Raw genomic sequence first — 21,065 nt, forward strand, 5'->3', positions numbered from 1 at the left:
TAAATTTGCTGAATATATGGATCATTCTGTCGTGATTTTAAGATGTGATACCGCTCTACATTTTTCTTCTTCATTCCCGCTAAAACTAGGCCAGCGTTTAAGCAGGCTACCCTCATGGCTCCCGCTAACGTGCTGATTTACATCTGTACCTACAAAAGAGAGTGAACTGGTAGCGTTTACACCGATTCGTATTTAACAGCGATAAAACCACTAGCGCCGGAGAGCATCATGCATAAATTCACTAAAGCGCTGGCAGCCATCGGGCTGGCAGCGGTTATGTCACAATCAGCTATCGCCGAGACCATGAAGCTGGGTTTTCTGGTGAAGCAGCCGGAAGAACCCTGGTTCCAGACCGAATGGAAATTTGCGGATAAAGCCGGTAAAGACCTGGGCTTTGAGGTGATCAAAATTGCCGTTCCGGACGGCGAAAAAACCCTTAATGCTATCGACAGCCTGGCCGCGAATGGCGCAAAAGGCTTCGTGATCTGCACACCGGATCCCAAACTCGGCTCCGCCATCATGGCAAAGGCGCGCGGTTATGGCCTGAAGGTGATCGCCGTGGACGATCAGTTTGTGAACGCCAAAGGCAAGCCGATGGACAGCGTACCGCTGGTCATGATGGCCGCGACCAAAATTGGCGAACGTCAGGGACAGGAACTGTATAAAGAAATGCAGAAACGCGGCTGGGATGTCAAAGACACCGCCGTGATGGCGATCACCGCTAACGAACTGGATACCGCGCGTCGTCGTACCGGTGGTTCGATGGATGCCCTGAAAGCGGCTGGCTTCCCGGAAAAACAGATCTATCAGGTCCCGACCAAATCGAATGACATCCCCGGCGCATTTGATGCCGGTAACTCCCTGCTGGTTCAGCACCCTGAAGTGAAGCACTGGCTGATTGTCGGCATGAACGACAACACCGTGCTGGGCGGCGTGCGTGCAACCGAAGGTCAGGGCTTTAAAGCCGCTGACGTGATCGGTATCGGTATCAACGGCGTCGACGCCGTCAGCGAACTGTCAAAAGCCAACGCGACCGGCTTCTATGGCTCACTGCTGCCAAGTCCGGATATCCATGGCTATAAGAGCAGCCAGATGCTCTACAACTGGGTAAGCAAAGGACAGGAGCCACCGAAATTCACCGAAGTGACAGACGTCGTGTTGATTACACGTGACAACTTCAAAACCGAGCTGGCGAAGAAAGGGTTGATGTAATAACAGGCAGTACGGATAACACCATCGGGTCATCAGGAAAGCAGGGCTGAACACCGCGACGGTATTCAGCCTGAGCGTCAGGTGCCCCGATTCCTCACAGCAATCTATTGGAGACACCATGAACACTGATTCAGCCTTTCTGTCGTTTCATGGCATCAGTAAAACTTTTCCCGGCGTGAAAGCGCTGCAGGATATTTCATTTGAATGCCATGGCGGTCAGGTGCACGCGCTGATGGGGGAAAACGGTGCCGGTAAATCGACACTGCTTAAAATCCTCAGCGGCAGCTATCTGCCCAGTGGCGGCGAGATTCGCATCAAAGGCAAGCCGATGAATTTCCAGCACACCACGGATGCGCTGGATGCGGGTGTCGCCATTATCTACCAGGAACTGCATTTAGTGCCCGAAATGAGCGTGGCGGAGAATATCTATCTGGGCCAGTTGCCGCATAAGCATGGCCTGGTAAACCGCAAGCTGCTGCGTTACGAAGCCGGGCTGCAACTGAAAAATTTAGGTATGGATATCGATCCGGACATGCCGCTGAAATACCTGTCGCTGGGCCAGTGGCAGATGGTTGAGATTGCCAAAGCGCTGGCCCGTAACGCGCGCATCATTGCCTTTGATGAGCCAACCAGCTCGCTGTCCGCACGCGAAATCGACAATCTGTTTCGGGTGATCCGCCAGTTGCGCGCGGAAGGGCGCGTGGTGCTGTATGTCTCGCACCGTATGGAAGAGATTTTTGCCCTCAGTGACGCCATCACCGTGTTTAAAGACGGGCGCTATGTGCGCACCTTTACGGACATGGCCAATACGCATCACGACGATCTGGTGCAGGCGATGGTCGGACGTAATCTGGGTGATATCTACGGCTACGCGCCGCGGGAAAAAGGCCCGATACGGCTGGCGCTACAGGACGTAGAGGCGAAGGGCGTCAGAGCGCCAATCTCGCTGAATGTGCATGCCGGGGAAATTGTCGGCCTGTTTGGTCTGGTGGGCGCGGGACGCACCGAACTGCTGAAAGGGCTGTTTGGCGCCACGCGCCTGCGCGGTGGCCGCATTCTGCTGGACGGGGAACCCCTTAACGTGACGGCGCCAATTGATGCGATTCGGGCGGGCGTGATGCTGTGCCCTGAAGATCGCAAAGCCGAAGGCATTATTCCGGTGCATTCGGTGCGCGACAACATCAACATCAGCGCCCGCCGTCATAACCTCACCGCCGGTTGCCTGATCAAAAACGGCTGGGAGGTGAAGAATGCCGACAGCCATATCCGTTCCCTCAAAATCAAAACGCCCAGCGCTGACCAGTTGATCATGAACCTGTCCGGCGGTAACCAGCAAAAAGCCATTCTTGGCCGCTGGTTGTCCGAGGAGATCAAGGTGATTTTGCTGGACGAGCCTACCCGCGGCATTGATGTCGGGGCTAAACACGAAATTTATAACCTGATTTACCAGCTGGCGAACAACGGCATTGCGGTGCTGTTTGCCTCCAGCGATCTCCCGGAAGTGATGGGCCTGGCCGACCGCATTATCGTGATGCGCGAAGGGGCGGTCGCCGGGGAATTACTGCATGACGAGGCCACAGAGCAGCTGACGCTGAGCCTGGCCATGCCTAAAACGACACATGCGGCCGCCGTGGCCTGACAGGAGAGTACCGTGACTTCTTCCACGACATCAAATACGCCGCCAGCCGCCCCTCGCCGGGGTGTGCATTTTGGGCGCGTCTGGGACAACTTTGGCATGCTGGTGGTGTTTGCCCTGCTGTTCATCGCCTGTGCGGTTTTTGTCCCTAACTTTGGCTCCTTTATCAACATGAAAGGCCTGGGGCTGGCCATGTCGATGTCCGGCATGGTGGCCTGCGGTATGCTGTTCTGCCTGGCCTCCGGCGATTTTGACCTGTCGGTGGCCTCGGTGATTGCCTGCGCGGGCGTGGTCACCGCCGTGGTGATCAATATGAGCGAGAGCCTCTGGCTGGGGGTGGCGGCCGGGCTGTTACTCGGTGTCATCACCGGATTTATCAATGGGTTTGTTATCGCCCGACTGAAAATCAACGCCCTGATTACCACGCTGGCGACCATGCAGATTGTGCGCGGTCTGGCCTATATCTTCTCGGACGGTAAAGCGGTGGGCATCGAAGACGAGCGCTTCTTCGTACTGGGCTTCGCCAACTGGCTGGGCGTGCCTGCGCCCATCTGGATCACGCTGGGTACCATGGTGATCTTCGCCTTCCTGTTGAACAAAACCACCTTTGGCCGCAACACGCTGGCGATTGGCGGGAATGAAGAGGCTGCACGGCTGGCGGGCGTGCCGGTTGTGCGTACCCGCATCATTATCTTTATTCTCTCTGGCCTCGTCTCTGCGGCGGCGGGCATCATCCTGGCGTCACGTATGACCAGCGGTCAGCCCATGACCTCAATTGGTTATGAACTGGTGGTCATCTCGGCCTGCGTACTGGGCGGCGTGTCACTGAAGGGCGGCATCGGCAAAATCTCCTATGTGATCGCCGGGGTACTGATTCTGGGCACCGTTGAGAATGCGATGAATTTATTAAATATCTCGCCATTCTCACAGTATGTTGTGCGGGGTTTGATACTGTTGGCAGCGGTGATATTCGACCGCTACAAACAAAAGAATAAAGTCTGATTTGGCGTGAAACCTTCCCGCGGACGCGAAAGGCGTCCGCGCGTGATCAATCAACGACGAAGTGAGGACAGTATGTATCACCGTGAATTACCGGCAGAGCAGCAGAACCCTTTGCTGCCCGGATACGCGTTTAATGCCTGGCTGGTGGCGGGATTAACCCCGATCACCGCGGATGGTCCGCTGGATTTCTTTATTGATCGCCCACACGGCATGAAGGGCTATATTCTCAACCTGACCATTAAAGGTAAAGGGCGGGTGTTCGACGGCGAAAAGGCCTTTGACTGTGAACCGGGTGAAATGCTGCTGTTCCAGCCAAAAACGGCTCACTATTATGGTCGGGCGCCCGACAGTCCGCAGTGGTTTCACCGCTGGGTCTATTTTCGTCCGCGCGCGTACTGGCATGACTGGCTGCGCTGGCAGGATGAACAGGAAGGCGTTGGTCGGCTGCGCTTACCGGAGTCACTGCGGGGCGAATTTGATCGCCTGTTTGCCACCATTGAACAAACCCACAACTCATCGCGTCGTTTTGCCGAAGAACTGGCAATGAATTTGCTGGAACGGCTGTTGTTACGGGCGGTGGAAGAAGATCCACGTAACCATCAGCAAATCCGCGATCCCCGTATCATCGAAGCCTGCCAGTATGTGAATAATCATCTGGCCAGCGAGGTCAAAATCGAGGAAGTGGCGCGCCATGTGTGTCTGTCACCTTCGCGGCTGGCGCACCTGTTCCGCGAGCAAATGGGCGTGAACCTGCTTCGCTGGCGGGAAGATCAGCGCGTCATTCGCGCTAAGTTGTTACTGCAAACCACGCAGGAACCCATCGCCAGCATTGGGCGTGAAGTGGGCTACGACGATCAGCTTTATTTTTCGCGCGTCTTCCGTAAGCGCGTCGGCGTCAGCCCGAGTGATTTCCGCCGCCGCAATCAGGACGTACACGATAACCTGGCCAGTCAGAGCGCCTGGAACGGTGCACGGCGCTCAGTCTCCTGATTTTAAGGGGAATCCTCCTTGTCCTGACCCGACTATTAGTCTTAAATCAGTCTGTTTAGCGATTAATGAGGAAAAGGAATGAGCGAGAAACTGCGAGTAGGACTCATCGGCTATGGCTTTGCCAGCAAAACCTTCCACGCGCCCCTGATCGCGGGCACGCCGGAGGTTGAACTGGCTGCCATCTCCAGCAGCGATGCCAGCAAAGTCCATGCCGACTGGCCCGCCGTGCAGGTCGTCGCCGGGCCCCAGGCCCTGTTCGACGATCCTACGTTAGATCTGATTGTTATCCCTACACCGAATGATACGCACTTCCCTCTGGCTAAAGCCGCACTCAACGCAGGCAAGCACGTCGTGGTGGACAAACCGTTCACCGTGACGTTGTCACAGGCGCGCGAGCTGGATGCCTTAGCTAAAGCCAAAGGGCTGCTGTTATCCGTATTCCATAACCGCCATTGGGACAGTGATTTCCTGACGCTGAAAGGCTTACTGGCAGCGGGTGAGCTGGGTGAGGTGCGTTATTTTGAATCGCACTTTGACCGTTTCCGTCTGGAAGTACGGCAGCGCTGGCGCGAGATGAAAGGGGCGGGCAGCGGCATCTGGTACGATCTGGGACCGCACCTGCTGGATCAGGCGCTACAGCTGTTTGGCCCGCCGGTGGCGATTAACGTTGATCTGGCGGAAATGCGGCCGGGTGCCCAGACCACCGACTATTTTCATGCGACGCTGACCTATCCACAGCGCCGGGTGGTGCTGCACGCCAGCATGCTGGTGGCGGCCGAATCCGCACGCTATACCGTGCACGGTACGCGGGGCAGTTACGTCAAATACGGTCTGGACCCGCAGGAAGATCGGCTGAAAGCGGGGGATTTCCCGCCGGGCGAGAACTGGGGTTACGACATGCGTGACGGTACGCTGACCCAGGTGGAGGGCGACGCGCTGAATGAAAAAACCGTCCTGACACAGCCGGGCAACTATCCCGCCTATTACGCTGCGATTCGTGATGCCATTTCCGGGCGCGGGGCGAATCCGGTGACGGCGGAAGAAGCCATTCAGGTCATGGAACTGATTGAGCTGGGGCTCCAGTCGGCGGAAAAACGCCAGACGATGTCGCTGAAATAAGCGCTTTCAGCGCTAAAAAGGCCGCGAATAACGCGGCCTTTTTTATGCTTACTGCACTTTCGCCCGGATGGCGGCTTTTTCTGCCGCGCTCAAGAACGCGATAGTCAGGCCGTTGTCCTGTGCCTGACGCATTTGCGCCTGGCTCAGTCCCGCAGCCGGGGCGGCATGCAGGTACTCATGGGCCAGCTCAATGCCCTGTACGGCGGGATCGTCGGTGTTGATGGTCGCCAGCACGCCATGCTCCAGGAACGTTTTCAGCGGATGCTGCGCCAGCGAGGCGACGGTGCTGGTCTGGATATTGGAGGTCAGGCAGGATTCGATACCAATACCGTTTTCCGCCAGATAGTCCATCAGCGCGCGATCTTCAATAGCCTTCACACCATGACCGATGCGTTCAGCGCCCAGATCACGAATCGCCTGCCAGATACTTTCCGGGCCTGCGGCTTCACCGGCATGCACGGTAATATGAAAACCGGCATCCCGGGCGCGACGGAAGTGGCTCAGAAAACGGTGACCCGGCGCACCGAGTTCATCCCCGGCCAAATCCACGGCGGTAATATGGTCGCGATGGTCGAGGAAGCCGTTCAGTTCATCCAGACAGGCCTGTTCGCCAAAAGTCCGGCTCATGATGCCCGTTAAGCGCACGGTGATATCATGCTGCTGGCAGCCGGCCTTTACGCCATCAATTACCGCCTCAACCACACCGGCAATCGGCAGATGGTGGGTCATCGCCATATAGCCGGGTGAAAAGCGCAGCTCGGCATAGTGAATCCCGGCGCGGGCGGCATCCTCGACGTTCTCACGCGCGATACGCTGACAGGCGTCAAGATCGCCCAGCACTTTCACGCCCCAGTCCAGCTTTTGCAGAAAGCTGACCAGATCCGGTTGCGTTTCGGTGACCTGAACATGCGGACGCAGGGTGTCCAGCGTATCCGCCGGTAAGGTCAGGTTAAACTGGCGGCCTAAATCAAGGATGGTTTGTGCACGGATGTTGCCATCAAGGTGGCGGTGAATGTCGGTAAGGGGAAGCGTTGAATCAATCATGGAGTGCACTCGTCTGGATATCTGTAAAGTGCAGAGCATTATAAAAATATCTTGCGCAACAACGCCAGTGATTTGCGCAACAAGTGTGAAAGGCAGGGGTTAACTGTTCACTTTATAAACGGGAACGCCGCGCAGGCCGCCTGATAAGAGCGAATCGGGAGAGAAAAGCGGGCGGTGCAGTGACGTAAAAAAGGCGGCCAGGGCCGCCTTGATCGAAAAGGTTGACCTTATTGCGGCATGCCTTCGTTTGTCGGGACGCCAAGCATATAGCGTGACATGAACTGCTCCAGCGACATCTTATCGCCGTTCATGTTCACCTGACCGTTGGCATACTGCAGGCTGGTAACGATGTTGTTGTCCTGCGTTTGTGTCAGACGGAACATCTGGCCCATCGCTGCCAGCCCTTTAACCTGCTGATCGGCCAGTTTCTGCGCGTCTTCAGCCTGATAACCTTCAGCCAGGCCAATATGGCGCATGGTTTCCGTCGCCATCGGCATGTTGACAGACAGCTTCAGATCCAGCGTTTTCAGTACGCGATCAACGGATGCCGCCAGCGTCTGCGGTTCGCCTGTCACCGTGGACGGATCGTTAAAGTGGGCATTCAGGTTGAAAGTACTCTCGCCTTTATCGTTCTTCCAGCTCAGTGGTGCGATGCTGATGGACGGGGCCCCTTTCAGCAGGGTCGGCAAATTGTTCAGCAGGATCGCGCGCACACCGTTCTGGAAACGCACCGGATCGTCTTCCACGCCAGGCTGGTTCATCAGGGTGGTCAGCTGAGCGTTGTAGTTATCCGAGAACGCTTTAACGCTTTGCGCATCAAACTGTGACAGCTTCATTTTTAATGCGAACTGACCCAGGTTCTGCTTCTGCACCTCAACGCCGTCAATTTTGTAATTAATGTCGCCATTGATTTTGCCGGACTGATTATCAAAAGAGGAATCACCGACCATCTTGTTAAGAATAACCGCGTCCTGACCGCTGACTGCGGCGGCCACTTTATCTACGCTGATGGACTGATCGCCAATGCGTACGCCTTCGTTGGTGAGATGCGTATCCGCTTTCAGCTTCAGGCCGTTCAGCGTAAACATCACCGGCTGATCGACCTGATTTTTGGTGGTGATGGCAATGCTGTCGATGTCACTGTCCAGGCCCACTTTATCGCCTTTGTTGTCTGCGCTGATATTCAGCGTGCCGCCGCTGGTGGCTAAGCGTTGCGCTGTTTGCGCATTTTGATAATCGATGGGCAGAATTTTTATTGCGGTGTCGGTGCTGCCGCTGTAACCCACACGCGTTTCGGCGTTGATAAACGACTGGTTGTTGGTCAGTTCAAACAGCTTTTTGACCGCATCGGTATTGGTCAGCGTGGTACGCACGGACGCCATGCTGGGGATCAGGTTGGCTTTTTTCAGCTGTGCGAAGGGGAACGGGCCGTGGTCGATCTGCTCGTTCAGGATGATGCTCTGGCCGGGCTTGAGCAGAGGATTATCTTCGGTCTGAGAGCTGGCCTGGATAACCACATTCATTTTGCTGCTGAAAATGCCGCGTTGATAATCCTGATAGCTGACTTTCAGACGACTGTTGGGCGCCAGGGTGGTTAACTGAGCGTTAGCATTTTGAATCATTTGATCCATATTGCTTTCCAGCTTTTTGCCGGTAAACCACGCCGCGCCTGTCCAGACTACGCCCAGAGCGACTACCACACCAACGGCAACTTGAGTCTTTTTCATTGCTGAATCGTCCTTATCCTTGATTTCACCCGTGTCACAGACAGCGGGTGAAGAAGCGCCCGCAGGCATTTTAGCTAATAGTTTGAAATAATAGCAGTTAAGCGCAATGGCGTCAGCCGTCTCAGTTAAACGTGTTATACACGCGCGCCACCCGACCCTGGCCGGTGAGTGACACTGGCGCATCGGTGGCGGCCACGAAACAGGACTCGCCGGGTTTTAGCACCAGTTGCTGCTGGCGATTGGTGACGGTGGCCTCACCTTCAATACAAAACAGCAGTGCCGCGCTTTCCTGATGCAGGGTAAGCGGCTGCGCATTCACCGTATGAATGGAGAAAGCAAAGTCGTCTACCGGAATGGGAAAATACTCGCCATCCTGCTGTATCTCCGGTTGTGTAAGAAGCTGGCTGGCCGGCTTTTCGTCAAATTTGAGGTTGGCCATCAGTTCCGGAATATCAATATATTTTGGCGTCAGGCCAGCGCGCAAAACGTTATCGGAGTTGGCCATGACCTCCAGCGCCACGCCATGCAGATAAGCATGCGGCGTTTCCGCAAACAGGAACATCGCCTGTCCGGGCTGCAGAGTAATCACATTGAGCAGCAGCGGCGAGAATAACCCGCTGTCATCCGGATAGTATTCCGCAATCTCATGAATGGTTTGCCAGGGTTCGCCTGTCTGCTGACTGACGACGTTTTTCAGTACGGTTAACGCCTGCGCTTTTTCGTCCTGTTGAAGCGACAGCAGGGTTGAAAACAGTTGCGCCAGGTTGTCGGGGCTGGGCTGGCGCAGGAAATGCGCGATCTCTGGATGCGCGTCCGCCACTGGGGTGAGCAGTGTCACCATCTCGTTGCGCTCGCGAAACCCATTGATGGCTTTAAACGGCGTTAAGGCGTACACCAGCTCCGGTTTATGGTTGGCATCTTTATAGTTACGCTCAGGCGAACTGAGCGGTACAGAGGCGGCATTTTCACGCGCAAACCCCTCTTCGGCGGCGGATTTGCTGGGGTGCACCTGAATTGAGAGCGGCTGATCGGCACACAGCACTTTAAATAAAAAGGGCAGTTCGCCAAAGCGTTTCGCCACGGCGTCGCCCAACATCTGCGACGGATGGGCCGCGATGACATCGCGTAACGAGCGGGATTGCCCCTCAACGTCAACGGCGGACGGGCTTTTGGGATGTGCCCCCATCCACAGTTCCGCCATCGGTAAGTCTTCAGGATTGGCGATGCCATACAGGGAGGTTAATGCCGTCTTACTCCCCCAGGCATAATATTGCACCGCATTACTCATCTTTTTCATTTCACTGCCTTTCTGGCATGGGAATATTGCGCTTATTAAAGCAGAAACTGGCATGGAAAATACATATCCAGCGCAAGAAGGATGCTAAGCTCGGATGATGTTAAAAATTTGTATGAGTTTATCTGCTTCATGCGTAGCGAACACCCGCGCGTGAACGAAGGGTTTATTTAAAACGGTGAAAGGAGAAAGTCATGGCAGCCAATCGCGTTGAAAAAGATTCAATGGGGCCAATTGATGTACCGGCTGATAAACTTTGGGGCGCACAGACACAGCGCTCCCTGGAGCATTTCCGTATCTCAACAGAGAAGATGCCGGTGGCGCTGGTGCACGCGCTGGCGATGACCAAACGCGCGGCCGCCAGCGTTAACCGGGATTTAGGCTTACTGCCTGCGGAGCGGGCGGAGGCGATTATTCAGGCCGCTGATGAAGTGCTGGCGGATAAACACAGCGATGAATTCCCGCTGGCGATCTGGCAGACCGGCTCCGGCACCCAGACCAACATGAACATGAATGAAGTGTTGGCCAACCGTGCGAGTGAGCTGCTGGGCGGTGAGCGCGGCATGTCCCGCCTGGTGCATCCCAACGATGACGTTAATAAAAGCCAGAGTTCAAACGATGTCTTCCCGACGGCGATGCACGTTGCGGCGGTCATTGCGGTACGAGAGCACCTGATTCCCCAACTGAACGTCCTGAAGCAAACCCTGCGTGCCAAATCTGACGCCTTTAAAGATATCGTTAAAATTGGCCGTACCCATCTGCAGGACGCCACGCCGCTCACGCTCGGTCAGGAGATCTCCGGCTGGGTCGCCATGCTGGAGCACAACCTTAAACATATTGAGCAGAGCATTCCGCATCTGGCCGAGCTGGCGCTGGGCGGCACCGCGGTGGGAACCGGCCTGAATACCCATCCTGAATATGCCGTGCGTGTGGCGAAAGCCCTGGCGGAACTGACAGAGCAGCCGTTTGTGACCGCCCCTAATAAGTTTGAAGCCCTGGCCACCTGCGACGCGCTGGTGCATGCACACGGTGCGCTGAAAGGCCTGGCGGCTTCACTGATGAAGATTGCTAATGATGTCCGCTGGCTGTCATCCGGTCCGCGCTGTGGTATCGGCGAAATTGCTATCCCGGAAAACGAACCCGGCAGCTCCATCATGCCGGGCAAGGTTAACCCCACCCAGTGTGAAGCGATGACAATGTTGTGCTGTCAGGTCATGGGTAATGACGTGGCGATTAACATGGGGGGCGCATCAGGCAACTTCGAACTGAACGTTTATCGTCCGATGATTATCCATAACTTCCTGCAGTCCGTTCGTTTACTGGCGGATGGGATGGACAGTTTCAATCACCACTGCGCTGTCGGTATCGAACCGGTGCGTGAGCGTATTGATCAGTTGCTCAACGAGTCGCTGATGCTGGTCACCGCGCTGAATACGCACATCGGTTATGACAAGGCCGCTGAAATTGCCAAACAGGCCCATAAACAAGGCTTAACGCTGAAAGCTTCGGCGCTGAAGCTGGGCTATCTGACGGAAGCGGAGTTTGATGCCTGGGTGCGTCCGGAAGACATGGTAGGCAGCATGAAGTCGTAAGTCAGGTCTGTCAGGGCCTGCACAGGCCCTGATATCACACCGGGCAGTCCACCCAGAGATGCAGCCGTGGGATCAGCAAATGCAGGGGTTCTGCGGCGGGTTTATAGCGATGCGTAATCGCCTCCGCATCGTAATTCAGCAGCTCACCTAACTTTGGCACCTGGGTGCGATCCCGGCACAGCACAAGAATCGGTGACGGGCAGGCAAGCTGCGTTTGCTTTTTCTCTTCCGCACGCCAGATGCGCGCAACCGGCTGCACTTTCACCGGACGTTTAATCTTCAGGCGCGCGGATGCGGGCAGGGCGCGTACATCCGCCAGTTCCTGCTGCACTTTTTCCGCCCACTGCTCGCGTGTCCAGGGAGCCTGGGCACGGCCAGCCTTCAGACTCTTTTCCAGTTGGGCGATGATCTCGTCCCGTTTAACGTTCTTAATGACCTGCTTGTTTGCCCAGCCAAAGCGCACACTCTCTGGCGCGGGAAGGGCGGTGATGGTCCGGTAAGCATTCAGGGTAATTAAGCCACGCAAATGCTGATGCACAAATTCGAACCGGGCTTCGGAAGGCAGACCGGACTCCACGGTGATCATGTGCTCAAGAAGGGCTTTCAGCTGGTTGATGCTGTTGATAAACGCGGTAAGCTGCTGCGCGTCCTGCTCGTTGCATTCGATGCAGAGCGCACCCGGCAGGCGCACGGCGGCTTTAGTGCTGAGCTTTTCTGACTGGTGCTGCATGAACAGACGGCAATAGTGGTTGAGCGCCCGCTCCCGCGCCTCTGTGCCCAGGTGCTGCTCCACGGCAATCTGAGTAATCGCATCGTGTTCATGCCCTTTTTCAATCGGGGGCAGACTGAAGACCCGGGCGATTAACAGCGGCTGCGCCTCAATCTGCTGCCGTAATGCTCCCAGGGCTTCTTCGAGATCCTTGACGCACTGCTGCATATCTGTGACTAAATCATAACGCACCGCAGTCTCTCCTGTAGTTACAACATGCTCAATGTGGCAGAAAGATCGCGCTGCTGCAAACGTCTTTATAGTTACAACATACTATAAGTTTTTTGACATGGTGCGGCCTGTGGCATGAGCAGACGAAGGTGATACAGGGTGCGATGAGGCCCATCAGAAAAAAGCGAGTGACAGCTCCACGCGGGACAGGGTGCATTACCATCGTCACCAGCGTAGACAGAACCGGCGGGAAGCGGCTGGTCACCGACGGTGACAAAACCAAAAAAGGTTATTCGGTGCCTGGCGGGCGCTCTCGCCGCCTTCAGGCACCGGGGTTAAGCGGCGCAGGATTACGAATGTCGGCTGAACAACTGATAAATCCGTTCCGGGAGCAGGCTGAATAAACATATTGATACGGCTTCGCAACATGACAGCAGCGTTTCGCCTTTTTTGCGCCAGAACAGGGTTACGATGATCACGGCTACGGCCGCTACACCGAGCGCGCCTGCCATATCCAGTGGGAAGTGAACCCCGAGAAAGATGCGTGACCAGGCAACCAGCAGTGAGACGAGCGTGAGAATGCCACCGGAGCCCCAGTTACCCCTGGCCCATAATGCCAGCGTGATACTGAAAAACAGCGTGCCGTGGTCGCTGGGAAATGACGTATCCGCAGCGTGATCGATCCACAGATGACCCAGCCGAATCATAAAAGGGCGCGGATGAAAATAGAATGCTGAACAGAGAAAATTCAGTGTCAGCCCTGTGATGGCCGTTACGATGGCAAACAGGGCGGTTTCGCGTTCTGCGCGCCCACCTGTAAACCAGTAAATCAGCAGCATAAGCGGCAGCAGAAAGATCAGATACTCTGCGCTGAATGTCGCAAAATCGATGAGCCAGCCGGGCGTGCCGGGAAGGGCATTAATGGTAAGGAACAGATCCTGATTATAGGTTTCCAGCAAAGTATTCATCAGCGCGTGGGCTCTGTGGTAAGAGAGGACAAGGGCCATTTTCCCCGCGCAAGATTAATAAAACCTTAATCGTCATTCGCCGCGTTCATCTGTTCAGCCCGCTGAATGAGTGGAAACACGTTCTCAAGAAAGAGGCCCGCCTTGCGGCTGCCATAAACACCACAGCGGTAAGCGCAGGGTATCCTCAGGCGGGCATGATATGTCAGCGGCAACGCGCATTTTCTCCCTGACAAACAGGGGATCTCGTTCAGTCAGTGCCTGACCGTTAACCCCACCCATGAATGAAGAACACACCGCATCGGTAACGTGACGTGGTGCCTGAAACATCACTTCGCTAAGACTTTCAACTGCGATCGGGCCGTGAAAAAACGACGATACGACAAATAGACGGCGATGATGGTCGATAAACTGGCTGTGCCAAGCAGCATAAACGTAACCATAATCTGGTACTTAATCGCCTTAAGTGGGTCAACACCCGCAAAGATCAGCCCGGACATCATGCCGGGTAAACTCACCAGACCAACAGTTTTGGCGGCATCAACGGTGGGGATCATCGCGGCGCGAATGCTGCCGGCAAGGATTCGCTGCGAGGCCAGTTTGACTGGCGCGCCAAGGCTCAGCATCTCCTGAATTTTTTGGGCATTGTCGGTGAAGCGCTGGTTCAGGTTGCTGTAACACAGCCCCACAGCAACCATGGCATTGCCGGCAATCATGCCGGAAACCGGAATGACCTGCATAGGCAGAAAGGCGATTGCACCGCTCATGACCAGAATGGTCAGCGTAATGGCGGTGCCACTCGCGATCGCAACGAACGAAATCACAAAGGCATTATCGATGTTACGGCTGCGCTTACGGGCATTAAGCGCCGCATTGACGCAGATAAACAGCACCATCAGCACGGTCAGCCCGCCGTTATTCACATCAAAGACCGACTTGAGGACATAGCCTACGATGGCCAGTTGAACGATCGCGCGGCTGACGCTCCACAGAATATCTTTGCTCATGCCAAGCTTCTCTTTCTGGCTGATAAGCAACGCCATCAGGACCAGAACCAGCGACAGCAGTAGCGAGTTGTCACTTATTGTTGTCTGATGCATTCATCTTCTCCCTGTCAGGTGACGTGAGGCGAAGCACATGCTCCGCCTGCTGTATGTCGTTAACATCGTGACTTATCCAGACGACGGCCATCGGGTGTTCTGCGACAAGCCGCCTGATCAGCGACTGTACCGTCAGGCTGTTTTCTTCATCAAGCGCGCTGGTCACTTCGTCAAGTAACAGCACGGCTGGCACAAACTGCAGATGGCGCAGCAGCCCAATGCGCTGCTTTTCGCCGCCAGAGAGGGGCTCAATCGCAGCATTCAGCATATCCGGCGAGAGATTAACGCTCTCCAGCGACGCCTTGAGTTTCGCCTGTGGCGGCGTCTGGCGGCGAAGTTGCCAGGGCAGGGCAAGGTTGTCATAAACCGTCTGACCGAAAAGCTGTGGCGTCTGAAAACAGTACGATACCTGCTGACGGTATTCCTCGGCCCTGAGCGTGGCGATATCGCGGCCCTGAAAGCGGATCTCTCCGGTCGTTGGCGTTAACAGAGAGGCAAGAATCTTCAGGAAGGTACTTTTGCCACTGCCGGAGGCACCGGTGAGCACGACAACGTCGCCCGGCGACAGCTGTAAAGAGACCGGCTGCAATAGCTGTCTGCCGCCGTGTGAAAAGGTGACATCCTGCGCATCGAGCAGGGGCAGAGAAGGGGCCATCGTTGCTTCCTGGATAGGGGTTAATAAGTCCGGTTCGTCGATATCTGAAAGGCGGTGCATTCAGCCTTTTACTCCTTGCGTGGCTTTCCAGCCCGGCCTGGCATCTTCCTCTTTATGCCGTGTCCTGTCAGCCATGAGTCAGAATAGCCGAATTCACCACCGGTGCTAACGGAACGCACAAGCCGGTTCAGATGAGCAACGACATCACGCCGCGCGTCCCGCTTAGCCTCAGACCTGAGCGTAACGCGCCTTTTCATTTTGGTTGCTGATTTTTTCACACCCTGCCGGGCGATTAACTGTGCGGCAGGGCAACAGCACATTTTGGATGTCCTTATCGCCTTAGCTGCGTGTGCTCTACCACCACAGGGAGAAGAAATTTCGCTGGGGCGCGTTGGTAACCGGACCGTTGGGGCGCGTAAAAAAGCGGTAAAGCCAACGGCGGCATTTTTCCTTTTAGCTGAACATGTTATAAAAACACTTTGTTTGCTAACGGATCCTCAACATGGACGTGATTAAAAAGCCGGGTGTCACGCAAATTGTCACGCTGGGCCTGGTTCAGATCCTCTCCTGGGGCGGTTCGTTTTATCTGATGGCGGTCATGGCCGCGCCTGTTGTAGCAGAAACCGGATGGTCGCAACAGTGGGTTTACGGCGCGTTATCGCTGGGCATTTTAGTGTCTGGGTTGCTCGCTCCGCGCTGTGGCTACCTTATTGTACGCACGGGCGGTCGCCTGATGCTGGCACTCAATGGCATCGTGATGGCGGCAGGGCTTACCCTTATGGGATGCAGCCATCACTTACCGGTGTTTTTACTGGCCTGGGTCATCATCGGTATCGGCATGGCGATGGGGCTGTATGATGCGCTGTTTGCGACGCTGGGCACCCGTTATGGTGGGCAGGCACGCAGCGCCATTACCGGCATAACCCTGATTTCCGGTTTTTGTACCAGCGTGGTCTGGCCTGCCACCGCGCTGCTTATTCACTGGCTGAACTGGCGGGGCGCGTGTTTCGCCATCGCCGCGCTGTTGCTGGTCAGCGTCTTACCGGCCTATTTTTATGCTTTGCCCAAAGGCCATCTTATCTCACCCGTCAAACGTAAAAGCGCACCCGGCACAGCGCCGGATTTGCCCGCAGTCTTGTTTTACCTGTTGTGCGCCATTTTCACGCTGGCCTCGGTGATTATGACGGCCATTTCGGTGCAGCTTATCACCCTGTTGCAGGCCAGTGGTTACAGCATGGCGGCGGCGCTGGCAATCAGTACGCTGCTGGGGCCGTGCCAGGTGGCATCCCGTCTCATTGATATGGCCTTTAAAGGGGGCCATCCCATCTGGACCACTTTTTTTTCGGTGGGGCTGGTGGCGCTGGGGTTGTTGTTGCTGGCGCTGTTTCCGCAACTGGCCCTGTTAAGTATGATCTTTTACGGTGCGGGAAACGGCTTACGTGCCATTGTGCGCGGCACTTTGCCGCTGATGATGGTAAAACCTGAAGCGTACGCGGTACTGGCAGGCCGGATGGCGCGTCCGGCGTTAATGGGGCAGGCGGTAACGCCGTTAGGCGTGGGCTATGTGTTTGCGACGTTGGGGCCCAAAGCCACGCTGTGGTTACTGTGCACACTGGCAGTGATAAATCTGCTGCTGGTGGTGGCACTGAAAAAGCGGCTTCCAGCGCCAGCGCCATCTGTGCGCTAATGCTGTCCGCTACCGCTGGGCAAATAAGCACCTTGTGCGGTCGCGGGCTTCCGGGTGGGGAATATGTGCCTTGTGGCGGGTGGGTTGCTTCTAAAAAGTGACAGTGTTTGTTATATTCATCCCTGTTTGTTGGTTCACTTAGGCGGCTATATAACAACAAGAATGCACCGCAATTCAGGATACAAAGATGCTTGATTATCGCTTCCCGACAGCTTTGCAAATGGTTCTGAGTGTGGCGGTGGCGGAGCAAATGGGAAAACGCTCTACCAGCGCGATTCTCGCTTACGGGCTTGAAGCAAACCCGAGCTTTATACGTAAGTTAATGGTGCCATTAACCCGTGATGGCATTATCGTGTCCACGCTGGGTCGTACGGGTTCCATTCATTTGGGCAGACCCGCAGCCGAAATCACGCTGCGTGATATTTATGTCTCTGTGACAGATGATAAAAAACTCTGGGCGGCTCGCCCGGATGTGGCACCGCGTTGCCTGGTCAGCGCCAACCTGTGCTGGTATTTTAAATCGATTGCCGAGGAAGCCGAGCAGGCGTCACTGGCGGTACTCGCGAAGCGCACCGTCGCCGACGCGTTAAATGAGCTGAAAACCCACGACACCAGCAACTGCACCGCCGTGCCTGAGCCTGAGGTGACGGAACCGGATACCGACTGCAAAAAAAGCCGCTGATGCGGCTTTTTTTACGTCTTATGTAAACTGACGACCATCACGTGCAAGGGTGTTGCATTCATCATCGGCAGCTTTCACCGTCACGTCCTCTCCGTATGTCTCTGACGAACGCCCGTACTCAGTAATCCCGTCCGCGCGCACACAACGCCTTTTAAATAAAATAAACGCTAACCGGCTCTGCCAGGGCACGGGTCGGGCGTTGTATATACTGACGTTGAGAGGCAGTGCCCCGACGTCCGCAGGATCGTCGGGGCACACGCATTACTGCGCGTGTTCCGTAACCGAGCGCGCGGCGTTACGCGTCACCAGCTTACGCAGCGCCACATAAAACACCGGCGTTAAAAACAGGCCAAACAGCGTCACGCCTAACATACCGGAGAACACCGTGACGCCCGTCACGCCGCGGACTTCCGCGCCTGCGCCTTCCCCCAGAATCAACGGAATAGTTCCGGCGATAAAGGCGATAGAGGTCATCACGATAGGGCGCAGACGTAACCGACAGGCCTCAAGCGCGGCGTCGACAATCCCTTTACCCTGCATCTCCAGTTCGCGCGCAAACTCCACAATCAGAATGGCGTTCTTACAGGCCAGGCCCATCAGCACCACCAGACCGACCTGCACAAAGACGTTGTTGTCTCCGCCTGTTAACCACACGCCCAGCAGGGCCGACAGCATGGTAACCGGCACAATCAGGATCACCGCCAGCGGTAACGTCCAGCTCTCATACAGCGCGGCCAGCACCAGGAAGGCCAGTAACACCGCCACCGGGAAAACAATCAGCGCGGTATTGCCCTGCGTCGCCTGCTGGTAGCTGAGGTCGGTCCATTCGATGTTCATGCCGTTCGGCAACAGCTGGCCGGACATCGCCTCAAGCTGGCGCATCGCCTGGGCGGAGGACAGTACCCGAGGGTCCGCATCACCGATCAGGTCCGCCGCCGGATAGCCGTTGTAACGAATAACCGGATCGGGCCCGTAAGTGGTGGTGATATGCACCATGCTGCCGATGGGCACCATCTCGCCACGATCGTTGCGGGTACGCAGGTTGGCAATGTCCTCCACGCTGTCACGAAATTCGCCATCTGCCTGTGCCATCACCCGCCAGGTCCGGCCAAAGCGGTTAAAGTCATTAACATAGGATGACCCCAGATAAGTTTGCAGCGTACTGAACAAATCCGTCAGCGCCACGCCCTGTGCCTTGGCCTTATCACGGTCAACCTGCACATCCAGTTGCGGTACGTTGGCCTGATAAGACGAGATTGGGAAGTGCATGCCCGGCGTCTGCATTACCGCGCCGGAGAGTGTATTAATCGCGGTTTGCAGTGCGCCATAGCCCAATCCGGCCCGATCCTGTACATAAATCGAATAGCCCGAACCTTGGCCCAGACCCAGAATCGGTGGCGGCATAATGGAGAAGCCAAACCCCTGCTGGATACGGGCGATTTTTGCATTGATGTCCGCGTTAATCTCCGCCGCCGTGCGCTTACGTTCACTGAAAGGTTTCAGGCCGAAAAACACCGTGCCGCTGTTCGGCGTATTAGTAAACTGCAGCGCATTCAGGCCCGGGAAGGCAACCGCATAGGCCACGCCTTCCGTTTGCAGACCGATTTCACTCATCTGCCGGATGACCTCATCCGTGCGCGCCAGCGACGATCCTTCCGGCATTTTCACGCCGCCAATCAGGTAAAGCTTATCCTGCGTGGGGATAAATCCGCCCGGTACGGCATGGAACATCCAGCCGGCACCCGCCAGTAACACCAGATACACGCCAAACACCGCGCCGCGCCGCCGCAGGGTTTTCGCTACCATCGACTCGTAGCCATGGGCCGTGCGGTGAAAGAAACGGTTAAACGGGCGGAAAATCCAGCCAAACAGCCAGTCGATCAGGCGCGTGGGCCTGTCTTTGGCGGCCTGGTGATCCTTAAGCAACATTGCTGCCAGCGCAGGCGATAAGGTCAGCGAGTTGATGGCAGAGATGACGGTCGAAATGGCAATGGTGGTGGCAAACTGCTTGTAAAACTGACCGGTGACGCCCGACAGAAACGCCATCGGCACAAACACGGCACAGAGCACGAGCGCGATAGCGATAATCGGCCCCGATACTTCGCGCATGGCCTGATGCGCCGCCGCTTTGGGTGACAGACCCATTTCAATATTGCGCTCAACGTTTTCCACCACCACGATGGCATCATCCACCACGATGCCGATGGCCAGCACCAGACCGAACAGGCTCAGGGTGTTAAGCGAGAATCCGAGCAGGTAAAGCACGCTGAACGTGCCCACCACGGAAACAGGGACCGCCAGCAGGGGAATGATCGAGGCCCGCCAGGTTTGCAGGAACAGAATCACCACCAGCACGACCAGAAAGACTGCCTCCAGCAGAGTCTGGACCACGGCCTTGATGGAGTCGCGCACAAACACAGTGGGATCGTAGGGCGCTGCCCATTTCACATCGTCAGGAAAGCGGGTGGCCAGCTCATCCATTTTGGCTCGCACCGCGTTGGAAAGATCGATCGCGTTGGCCCCGGGGGCCTGAAAAATACCAATGCCGACGGCATCTTTATTGTTCAGCTGCGAACGCAACGCATAGCTGCCCGCACCCATTTCGATGCGTGCCACATCGCGCAGCCGCACCAGCGAGCCGTCCTCAGCGGTTTTTAAAATGATATCGCCGAACTGCTGCTCATTTTCGAGCCGGCCCTGCATGTTGATCGACAGCAGAAAATCGCTCTGCTTTTTCAGCGGTTCCGCACCAAGCTGCCCGGCAGAAACCTGCACGTTCTGCTCCTGCATTGCGCTGACGACGTCGGCGGCGGTCAGGCCGCGTGCGGCCACCTTATTGGGATCCAGCCAGACGCGCATGGCATATTCGCCTGCACCAAAGATCTGGATCTGCCCGACGCCTGGCAGGCGGGCCAGTTCGTCTTTCACTTTCAGCGTGGCGTAATTACGCAGGTAAAGAGAATCATAGGTACTGCCCGGCGAAAACAGATGCACCACTAAGGTCAGCGTAGGCGACATTTTTTGCGTCGTAATGCCCAGCCGGCGCACGTCTTCAGGCAGTCGCGCTTCCGCCTGAGCGACACGGTTTTGTACCTGAACCTGCGCCTGGTCCGGATCGGTGCCGGGACGAAACGTGACGGTGGTCACCAGCACGCCATCCGAACCGGCGACGGACTTCATGTACATCATGTTTTCGACGCCGTTAATCGCTTCTTCCAGCGGGGTCGCCACGGAATCGGCAATGACCTTTGGGTTCGCGCCGGGGTATTCGGCGCGCACCTGCACGCTCGGCGGCACCACGTCGGGATACTCACTGATGGGCAATAACGGTATGGCGATCAGGCCGGTCATGAAAATCAATACCGACAGCACGGCGGCAAAGATTGGCCGATCAATAAAAAAGCGGGAAAAATCCATATC

General features: G+C 56.1%; 16 protein-coding genes. 8 read left to right on the forward strand and 8 right to left on the reverse strand.

The features are described 5' to 3' along the window. Positions 1-228: 228 nt before the first annotated feature. The 5 genes from G5574_RS01320 to G5574_RS01340 all read left to right on the forward strand — a co-directional run bounded on the left by G5574_RS01320 (position 229) and on the right by G5574_RS01340 (position 5,959). Positions 229-1,212: an arabinose ABC transporter substrate-binding protein gene (locus tag G5574_RS01320; RefSeq protein ID WP_006119064.1), complete on the forward strand. Its 984-nt coding sequence runs from the start codon at positions 229-231 to the stop codon at positions 1,210-1,212. A gap of 118 nt (positions 1,213-1,330) precedes the next feature. Further along, on the forward strand, positions 1,331-2,851 hold the full coding sequence (araG, locus tag G5574_RS01325) for an L-arabinose ABC transporter ATP-binding protein AraG (protein ID WP_164481891.1): 1,521 nt from the start codon (positions 1,331-1,333) through the stop codon (positions 2,849-2,851). Positions 2,852-2,863: 12 nt separating this feature from the next. Further along, the gene (gene araH / locus G5574_RS01330; protein ID WP_033741305.1) at positions 2,864-3,850 is read left to right on the forward strand and encodes an L-arabinose ABC transporter permease AraH; all 987 of its coding nucleotides are present in this window, start codon (positions 2,864-2,866) and stop codon (positions 3,848-3,850) included. 72 nt (positions 3,851-3,922) lie between these two features. After that, a complete protein-coding gene (gene araC / locus G5574_RS01335) occupies positions 3,923-4,840 on the forward strand; it encodes an arabinose operon transcriptional regulator AraC (RefSeq protein ID WP_006119067.1) in 918 nt (305 codons plus the stop codon). 78 nt (positions 4,841-4,918) lie between these two features. Continuing rightward, positions 4,919-5,959 (forward strand): oxidoreductase, encoded by a 1,041-nt coding sequence (locus tag G5574_RS01340; RefSeq protein ID WP_164481892.1) that lies wholly within the window; start codon positions 4,919-4,921, stop codon positions 5,957-5,959. Positions 5,960-6,007: 48 nt separating this feature from the next. Here the strand turns inward: G5574_RS01340 and add are convergent, their stop codons facing one another. The 3 genes from add to manA form a co-directional block, all read right to left on the reverse strand. Further along, on the reverse strand, positions 6,008-7,003 hold the full coding sequence (gene add, locus G5574_RS01345; protein ID WP_164481893.1) for an adenosine deaminase: 996 nt from the start codon (positions 7,001-7,003) through the stop codon (positions 6,008-6,010). 227 nt (positions 7,004-7,230) lie between these two features. Further along, a complete protein-coding gene (locus G5574_RS01350; protein WP_164481894.1) occupies positions 7,231-8,730 on the reverse strand; it encodes a YdgA family protein in 1,500 nt (499 codons plus the stop codon). Between the two features lie 121 nt (positions 8,731-8,851). Next, positions 8,852-10,027, reverse strand: a complete 1,176-nt coding sequence (gene manA / locus G5574_RS01355) for a mannose-6-phosphate isomerase (RefSeq protein ID WP_054633837.1) — start codon at positions 10,025-10,027, stop codon at positions 8,852-8,854. 191 nt (positions 10,028-10,218) lie between these two features. Between manA and fumC the strand changes: the two genes are divergently transcribed. Continuing rightward, positions 10,219-11,616, forward strand: a complete 1,398-nt coding sequence (gene fumC, locus G5574_RS01360) for a class II fumarate hydratase (protein WP_006119076.1) — start codon at positions 10,219-10,221, stop codon at positions 11,614-11,616. A gap of 34 nt (positions 11,617-11,650) precedes the next feature. On the opposite strand, the gene tus is transcribed toward fumC, so the two are convergent. The 4 genes from tus to fetA form a co-directional block, all read right to left on the reverse strand. After that, positions 11,651-12,553, reverse strand: a complete 903-nt coding sequence (gene tus / locus G5574_RS01365) for a DNA replication terminus site-binding protein (protein ID WP_216850767.1) — start codon at positions 12,551-12,553, stop codon at positions 11,651-11,653. A gap of 353 nt (positions 12,554-12,906) precedes the next feature. Then, entirely contained in the window at positions 12,907-13,524 is a 618-nt protein-coding gene (locus G5574_RS01370) for an undecaprenyl-diphosphatase (RefSeq protein WP_162285673.1), read from the reverse strand. Between the two features lie 326 nt (positions 13,525-13,850). Then, positions 13,851-14,621, reverse strand: coding sequence for an iron efflux ABC transporter permease subunit FetB (gene fetB / locus G5574_RS01375; RefSeq protein ID WP_164481896.1), 771 nt, complete (start codon positions 14,619-14,621; stop codon positions 13,851-13,853). Continuing rightward, positions 14,599-15,276 carry an iron efflux ABC transporter ATP-binding subunit FetA gene (gene fetA, locus G5574_RS01380; RefSeq protein WP_164483179.1) on the reverse strand — a complete coding sequence of 226 codons (678 nt, stop codon included), beginning with the start codon at positions 15,274-15,276 and terminating at the stop codon, positions 14,599-14,601. The genes fetB and fetA overlap by 23 nt, the downstream gene beginning before the upstream one ends. A gap of 502 nt (positions 15,277-15,778) precedes the next feature. Between fetA and G5574_RS01385 the strand changes: the two genes are divergently transcribed. Further along, entirely contained in the window at positions 15,779-16,963 is a 1,185-nt protein-coding gene (locus tag G5574_RS01385) for an MFS transporter (protein WP_164481897.1), read from the forward strand. Positions 16,964-17,150: 187 nt separating this feature from the next. Beyond that, the gene (locus G5574_RS01390) at positions 17,151-17,645 is read left to right on the forward strand and encodes an RrF2 family transcriptional regulator (protein ID WP_006119082.1); all 495 of its coding nucleotides are present in this window, start codon (positions 17,151-17,153) and stop codon (positions 17,643-17,645) included. Positions 17,646-17,906: 261 nt separating this feature from the next. Here the strand turns inward: G5574_RS01390 and oqxB are convergent, their stop codons facing one another. Further along, entirely contained in the window at positions 17,907-21,062 is a 3,156-nt protein-coding gene (gene oqxB, locus G5574_RS01395) for a multidrug efflux RND transporter permease subunit OqxB (RefSeq protein ID WP_164481898.1), read from the reverse strand. Positions 21,063-21,065: the final 3 nt, after the last annotated feature.

This window comes from Pantoea stewartii, from assembly GCF_011044475.1.
In the GTDB taxonomy this organism is placed as follows: domain Bacteria; phylum Pseudomonadota; class Gammaproteobacteria; order Enterobacterales; family Enterobacteriaceae; genus Pantoea; species Pantoea stewartii.

Coding starts and splice junctions, on each gene's coding strand:
- G5574_RS01385 (WP_164481897.1), top strand. CDS start 15,779: ATGGACGTGATTAAAAAGCCGGGTGTCACGCAAATTGTCACGCTGGGC.
- araC (WP_006119067.1), top strand. CDS start 3,923: ATGTATCACCGTGAATTACCGGCAGAGCAGCAGAACCCTTTGCTGCCC.
- fumC (WP_006119076.1), top strand. CDS start 10,219: ATGGCAGCCAATCGCGTTGAAAAAGATTCAATGGGGCCAATTGATGTA.
- G5574_RS01320 (WP_006119064.1), top strand. CDS start 229: ATGCATAAATTCACTAAAGCGCTGGCAGCCATCGGGCTGGCAGCGGTT.
- araG (WP_164481891.1), top strand. CDS start 1,331: ATGAACACTGATTCAGCCTTTCTGTCGTTTCATGGCATCAGTAAAACT.
- fetA (WP_164483179.1), bottom strand. CDS start 15,276: ATGGCCCCTTCTCTGCCCCTGCTCGATGCGCAGGATGTCACCTTTTCA.
- oqxB (WP_164481898.1), bottom strand. CDS start 21,062: ATGGATTTTTCCCGCTTTTTTATTGATCGGCCAATCTTTGCCGCCGTG.
- G5574_RS01390 (WP_006119082.1), top strand. CDS start 17,151: ATGCTTGATTATCGCTTCCCGACAGCTTTGCAAATGGTTCTGAGTGTG.
- fetB (WP_164481896.1), bottom strand. CDS start 14,621: ATGCATCAGACAACAATAAGTGACAACTCGCTACTGCTGTCGCTGGTT.
- G5574_RS01350 (WP_164481894.1), bottom strand. CDS start 8,730: ATGAAAAAGACTCAAGTTGCCGTTGGTGTGGTAGTCGCTCTGGGCGTA.
- add (WP_164481893.1), bottom strand. CDS start 7,003: ATGATTGATTCAACGCTTCCCCTTACCGACATTCACCGCCACCTTGAT.
- manA (WP_054633837.1), bottom strand. CDS start 10,027: ATGAAAAAGATGAGTAATGCGGTGCAATATTATGCCTGGGGGAGTAAG.
- tus (WP_216850767.1), bottom strand. CDS start 12,553: ATGCAGCAGTGCGTCAAGGATCTCGAAGAAGCCCTGGGAGCATTACGG.
- G5574_RS01340 (WP_164481892.1), top strand. CDS start 4,919: ATGAGCGAGAAACTGCGAGTAGGACTCATCGGCTATGGCTTTGCCAGC.
- G5574_RS01370 (WP_162285673.1), bottom strand. CDS start 13,524: ATGAATACTTTGCTGGAAACCTATAATCAGGATCTGTTCCTTACCATT.